The organism is Pseudomonas sp. CGJS7, from assembly GCF_036961695.1.
The window spans coordinates 1-5316 of record NZ_JBAMDI010000251.1; the positions used below are offsets into that span (position 1 = coordinate 1).

General features: G+C 66.8%; 5 protein-coding genes. All 5 read left to right on the forward strand.

Annotated elements, in window-relative coordinates:
- The first annotated feature begins 57 nt into the window (after nt 1-57).
- Nucleotides 58-753 carry a type 4a pilus biogenesis protein PilO gene (locus V7787_RS52125; RefSeq protein WP_336095349.1) on the forward strand — a complete coding sequence of 232 codons (696 nt, stop codon included), beginning with the start codon at nt 58-60 and terminating at the stop codon, nt 751-753.
- A gap of 1 nt (nt 754) precedes the next feature.
- Complete coding sequence (locus V7787_RS52130; protein ID WP_336095350.1) at nt 755-1306, forward strand: pilus assembly protein PilP; 552 nt, start codon at nt 755-757, stop codon at nt 1304-1306.
- 12 nt (nt 1307-1318) lie between these two features.
- Nucleotides 1319-3436, forward strand: coding sequence for a type IV pilus secretin PilQ (locus V7787_RS52135; protein WP_336095351.1), 2118 nt, complete (start codon nt 1319-1321; stop codon nt 3434-3436).
- A gap of 380 nt (nt 3437-3816) precedes the next feature.
- Complete coding sequence (locus V7787_RS52140) at nt 3817-4839, forward strand: AAA family ATPase (protein ID WP_336095352.1); 1023 nt, start codon at nt 3817-3819, stop codon at nt 4837-4839.
- Between the two features lie 142 nt (nt 4840-4981).
- Nucleotides 4982-5316: DUF58 domain-containing protein (locus V7787_RS52145; RefSeq protein WP_336095353.1), on the forward strand; the 335-nt coding region annotated here is incomplete at its 3' end.

A 5316-nucleotide genomic window follows, 5' to 3' on the forward strand; every position in this document is an offset into this window, starting at 1 on the left:
CGCCGCCGCTCCGGCCAAGCCCGCGCCGGCCGCCCCCACCAAGACAGGAGCCGCGTCGTGAGCAAGAAGGCTTCGATGAAGAACTTGGACTTCAACAACATCGGCGGTTGGCCGCGGCAAGCGCAGATCGTCTTCTGCGCCGTGGTCGCGGTGGTGATCATCGGCCTGGCCTGGTGGCTGTTCGTCAGCGACAAGCGCACCGAACTGGAAGGCTTGGAGCAGCAGGAAACCGATCTGCGCGCGACTTTCGAGACCAAGCAGGGCCGCGCCGCCAATCTGGAGCCGCTCAAGCAGCAGCTGACCCAGATGGAGCAGCAACTGCAGCAGATGTTGCGCCAGTTGCCCAGCAAGACCGAAATGCCCGACCTGATCGTCGACATTTCCCAGACCGCGCTCGCCACCGGCATTTCCAACGAGCTGTTCCAGCCCGGCGCCGAGGTTCCCAAGGAGTTCTACGCCGAGAAGCCGATCGCGCTGCGCATGGTGGGCACCTACCACCAGTTCGGCGCCTTCGTCAGCGGCGTGGCCTCGCTGCCGCGCGTGGTCATCATGACCATGCACGACATCTCGCTGAAGCCCAAGGGCAACAACAGCAAGGACGCGCTCGGCGGGATCACCCCGAACAGTCCTCTGGAGTTGGCCGGTACGGTCAAGACTTACCGCTATCTGGATGAAGAAGAGATGGCCGCGCAGAACAAACCGGCCGACGGTACCGCCGGCGCCGCCGCGGGCGAGAAGAAGGAGGGCACCTGACATGCGCAGTTCCTTCGCATTGCGCCGCTCTACGCTCGCCGCCGCCTGTGCGGTCGGTCTGGTCGTATCGGCCACCGGTTGCTTCCGCAGCATCAGCAGCACGCCCGGCGATGCGCCCAATCTCGAGAAGTGGGTCGCCGAGATCAAGGCCAAGCCGGCGCCGCCGCTGGACCCGTTGCCGGTCATGCAACAGTTCGAAACTTTCGAATATGCCGCGCAGGAACTGCGCGACCCGTTCAGCACCGCCTTCACCGATGAGGACACCGGTTCGGGTCCGCGTCCGGAGAAGGAACGACGCAAGCAGCCGCTGGAACAGTTCCCGCTCGATGGTCTCGACATGGTCGGTACCCTCGGACGCGGCAGCGGTATCGTGGCGCTGGTCATGGCGCCCGACAAAGTGACTTATCGGGTTCGGCCCGGTGCGTACATGGGGCAGAACGACGGTCGCGTGACCGGCGTGACTGAGGAACGCATCGACTTGGTCGAACTGGTGCCGGATGGCGCAGGCGGTTGGCTGGAACGTCCGGCTTCCGTGGCGCTAGAAGATCAATGATTAGGGGATAGCATGATGATCGTATTCAACGCCAAACACATGCCGTCGGACCGACGCCCCATGGCATCCGGCACCCGCATGGCCGGACCTCGCTTCGCCGGGCTGGTAGTCGGCTTGCTGGCCGGCATCAGCGCCGTGCACGCGGCGCCGCAGACGGCCCCGGCGGCACCCGCCGTCCAGCCGCCGGCGACGCTGGCCACCGCTCCGGCGGTCGCGCCGACGCCGAGCAACGATCCGTCCAAGCAGCTGCCGGGCACCATCTCGGTCGCCAACATCGACTTCAAGCGCGGCGACGGCGGCTCCGGCAAGCTGATCGTGCGCTTCAGCGGCGACGGCGCGATGCCGGACATGCGCAGCCAAGGCTCGCAAGTGATGATCGACGTCGGCAACGCGCAGTTGCCGGCCTCGTTGCAGCGTCCGCTCAACGTCGCCGACTTCGCCACGCCGGTGCAGCGCATCGACGCGCGCACCAGCGGCACCGGCGCGCAACTGGTGCTCAACGCCAGCGGCGCCTTCGACACCATGGCCTACCAGACCGGCCGCGATTACATCGTCGAAGTCGTGCCGCGCACGGCCCAGGCGGGCAACCGCGCGGTCGGCGCGCCGGCCAGCAACGCCGCCAAGCCGGCCGGTTCGGCGCCGAACTCGGGCACGATCAGCAGCCCGACCGCGCCCGGCCGCGCCTACGGCGGCCGTCCGGTGACGTTCAACTTCCAGGACGTGCCGGTGCGCACGGTGCTGCAGTTGGTCGCCGAAGAGTCCAACCTCAACATCGTCGCCGCCGACACCGTCCAGGGCAATGTGACCTTGCGTCTGGTCAACGTGCCGTGGGATCAGGCGTTGGACCTGGTGCTGCAGGCCAAGGGCCTGGACAAGCGCCGCAACGGCAACGTGGTCTGGGTCGCGCCGCAGGCCGAAGTCGCCAAGTACGAGCAGGATCGCGAAGACGCACGCATTGCGCTCGACAACCGCGTCGACCTGACCACCGAGTACGTGCAGGTCAACTACCACAACGCCGCGCAGATCTATAAGGCGCTGACCGAGGCCAAGGGCATCGGCGGCAGCTCGGGCGGCGGCAACGAGTCATCGAACGAAAACGGCTTCCTCTCGCCGCGCGGCCGTCTGGTCGCCGATGAGCGCACCAACACCCTGATGATCAGCGACATTCCGAAGAAAGTCGCGCAGATGAAGGAGCTGATCCGGGTCATCGACCGTCCGGTCGACCAGGTCCTGATCGAAGCCCGCATCGTCATCGCCACCGAAAGCTTCGCCCGCGATCTGGGTGCGCGTTTCGGCGTCTCCGGCGCGAAGGGAGATGTAATCACCAGCGGAACGTTGGAGAGCATCAACAACTTCCGCAACACCGCTGCCCAGAATGGCTTGATCGAGAAAAAGGCTGCGGATCTGACTGAGCAAGGCAACCAAGCTCAGGCCCGTGGCGACGCCGCCGGCGCTACTGCGTTGTTCCAGCAGGCTCGTTCGTTGTTGCAGACCGTCACCAACCCGGCCTTCCTGTTCCCCGCCAGCCTCAACAGCAACGTCGGCGTGCTCAACCCGGCCGGCGCGCTCGCGTTCACCATCCTCGGCAAGTGGGTCAACCTGGACATGGAGTTCAGCGCGATGCAGACCGAGGGCCGCGGCGAAGTGGTCTCCAATCCGCGCGTGGTCACCAGCAATCAGCGCGAAGCGGTCATCAGCCAGGGCCAGGAAGTCGGTTACGTGACCATCTCGCCGCAGCAGGGCGGCAACAGCATTCCGATCCCGAACGTGCAGTTCAAGGACGTGCTGATGGAGATGAAGGTCAACCCGACCATCACCAACGACGGCCGCGTGTTCCTGAATCTGAACGTCAAGAAGGACGAAATCGAAGGTTTCGTCGATACCTCGATCGGTCAGGTGCCGCAGATCAACAAGCGCAACATCAACACCGCGGTGTTGGTCGAGGACGGCCAGACGGTCGTGATCGGCGGCGTGTACGAGTTCAAGGACCGCACCGATCTGTCCAAGGTGCCGTTCCTGGCCGACATCCCGTTCCTCGGCAACCTGTTCAAGAAGAAGAGCCGCAGCAAGAACAAGGCCGAGCTGCTGATCTTCGTGACGCCGAAGGTGATGAAGGTGAGCCAGCGCTGATCGGCGCTGGTTTCGGCGAAGAGGGCCTGCGGGCCCTCTTTGCGTTTTCAGGAGAGTCGCTTGCGCATCGGACGCGTATCCCGGGTCGGCCAGCAACGGCCGCCCGCCAGGTTTCCTATCCGCCCCGCCGCACGCCGCGGCCGGCGGTTGCCCGCAGCCGTTCAGGTTGCGACGGCCACTTCGCCCTCGCGCCACTACCTTCGGCACTGCCTCAGCGGGCCGGCATGGCGCGCAATGAGGGCGTCGCCTGCGCGCCGCAGCCCTCGCCCGGGGTGCCCGCTGCGCGCTCGCGACCCCTGTGTTGAACCTGGACCGCCGACTTCGGTCAAAATCGACCCCGTACTTCGCTCCGCCTCGCCCCGCTCGCCACTGGATACCGGATGGACCGCGCTCCCGAACTCGCCCCGCAAACCCGCCTCGCCGATGCCGATATCGCCCGCCTGCACGATGCGTTCAAACGCTTGCGCGACGCGCTTTCGCTGGAGATCGTCGGCCAATCCGAGCTGATCGAACGCCTGCTCATCGCCTTGCTCGCCGACGGCCACTTGCTGGTCGAAGGCGCTCCCGGCCTGGCCAAGACCAGCGCGGTGCGCGCCCTGGCCGCGCGCCTGGAAGCCGAATTCGCCCGCGTCCAGTTCACCCCCGATCTGCTCCCCGCCGATCTGACCGGCACCGAAGTGTGGCGGCCGCAAGAGGGGCGCTTCGAGTTTCAGGCCGGACCGATCTTCCATCCGATCCTGCTGGCCGACGAAATCAACCGCGCCCCGGCCAAGGTCCAGTCGGCCTTGCTGGAGGCGATGGGCGAGCGTCAGGTCACCGTGGGCCGGGCGACCTACGCCTTGCCGCCGTTGTTCCTGGTGATGGCCACCCAGAATCCGATCGAGCAGGAAGGCACCTTCCCGCTGCCCGAGGCGCAACTCGACCGGTTCCTGATGCATGTGCGCATCGGCTATCCGGAAGCGGCGGCGGAAACCGAGATTCTGCGTTTGGCGCGCGAACGCGCGCGGCAGACGCTCAAGCCGGTGGCCGAGCCGATTACCCGGATGCCGCTGGCCGATGTTTACGCCGCGCGCAACGCGGTGCTGGATCTGCACGTTGCGCCGGCGGTGGAGCGTTATCTGGTCGAGATCGTGCTGGCCTCGCGCGACGCCGCCCGCTACGACGCCGGCTTGGCCCGGCGCATCGCCTGGGGCGCCAGCCCGCGCGGCTCGATCGCGCTGGAACGTTGCGCGCGCGCCCATGCCTGGTTGGCCGGCCGCGATTTCGTCACCCCCGACGACGTCCGCGCGATCGCCCCGGACGTGCTGCGCCATCGCATCCTGCCCAGCTACGAAGCCACCGCCGAAGGTTGGGACGGCGAGCGTCTGCTCGGCGAACTGCTCAAGAAAGTGCCGTTGCCTTGATCGTCCTGGAATCGAGAATGGGAAGTCGGGAGTCGTACGGCGCGCTCGATGCGATGAGCGCGCGCGAGCCGGAGGGCGCTTTTGAGTGCCCGAGCCGACATTCTTCATTTGCGTTCCCAACTCGCGTCATGAGGGTCGCCGCATGAGCGACGGCATCGTTCCGAGCTTGGCCGAACTGGTCGCGCTGCGCGCCGCGGTGAGCGGCCGGCGCAGCGCGCGCCACGGCCGCCACGGGGTCAGCGGGCAAGCGCTGTCGCCGCTGCGCGGACGCGGCATGGAGTACGCCGAATCGCGCGAATACTCGCACGGCGACGATGCGCGCCATATCGATTGGCGGCTGACCGCGCGCACCGGACGGGCCCACACCAAATTGTTCCAGGCCGAGCGCGAACGCCTCAGCCTGATCGTCGCCGACACCGCGCCGTCGCTGTATTTCGGCACCCGCGTGCGCTTCAAGTCGGTGCAGGCCGCGCGCGC

What these genes read in the sequence shown, in the direction of transcription:
- V7787_RS52130 (WP_336095350.1), top strand. Translation starts at nt 755, where the DNA reads ATGCGCAGTTCCTTCGCATTGCGCCGCTCTACGCTCGCCGCCGCCTGT.
- V7787_RS52135 (WP_336095351.1), top strand. Translation starts at nt 1,319, where the DNA reads ATGATGATCGTATTCAACGCCAAACACATGCCGTCGGACCGACGCCCC.
- V7787_RS52140 (WP_336095352.1), top strand. Translation starts at nt 3,817, where the DNA reads ATGGACCGCGCTCCCGAACTCGCCCCGCAAACCCGCCTCGCCGATGCC.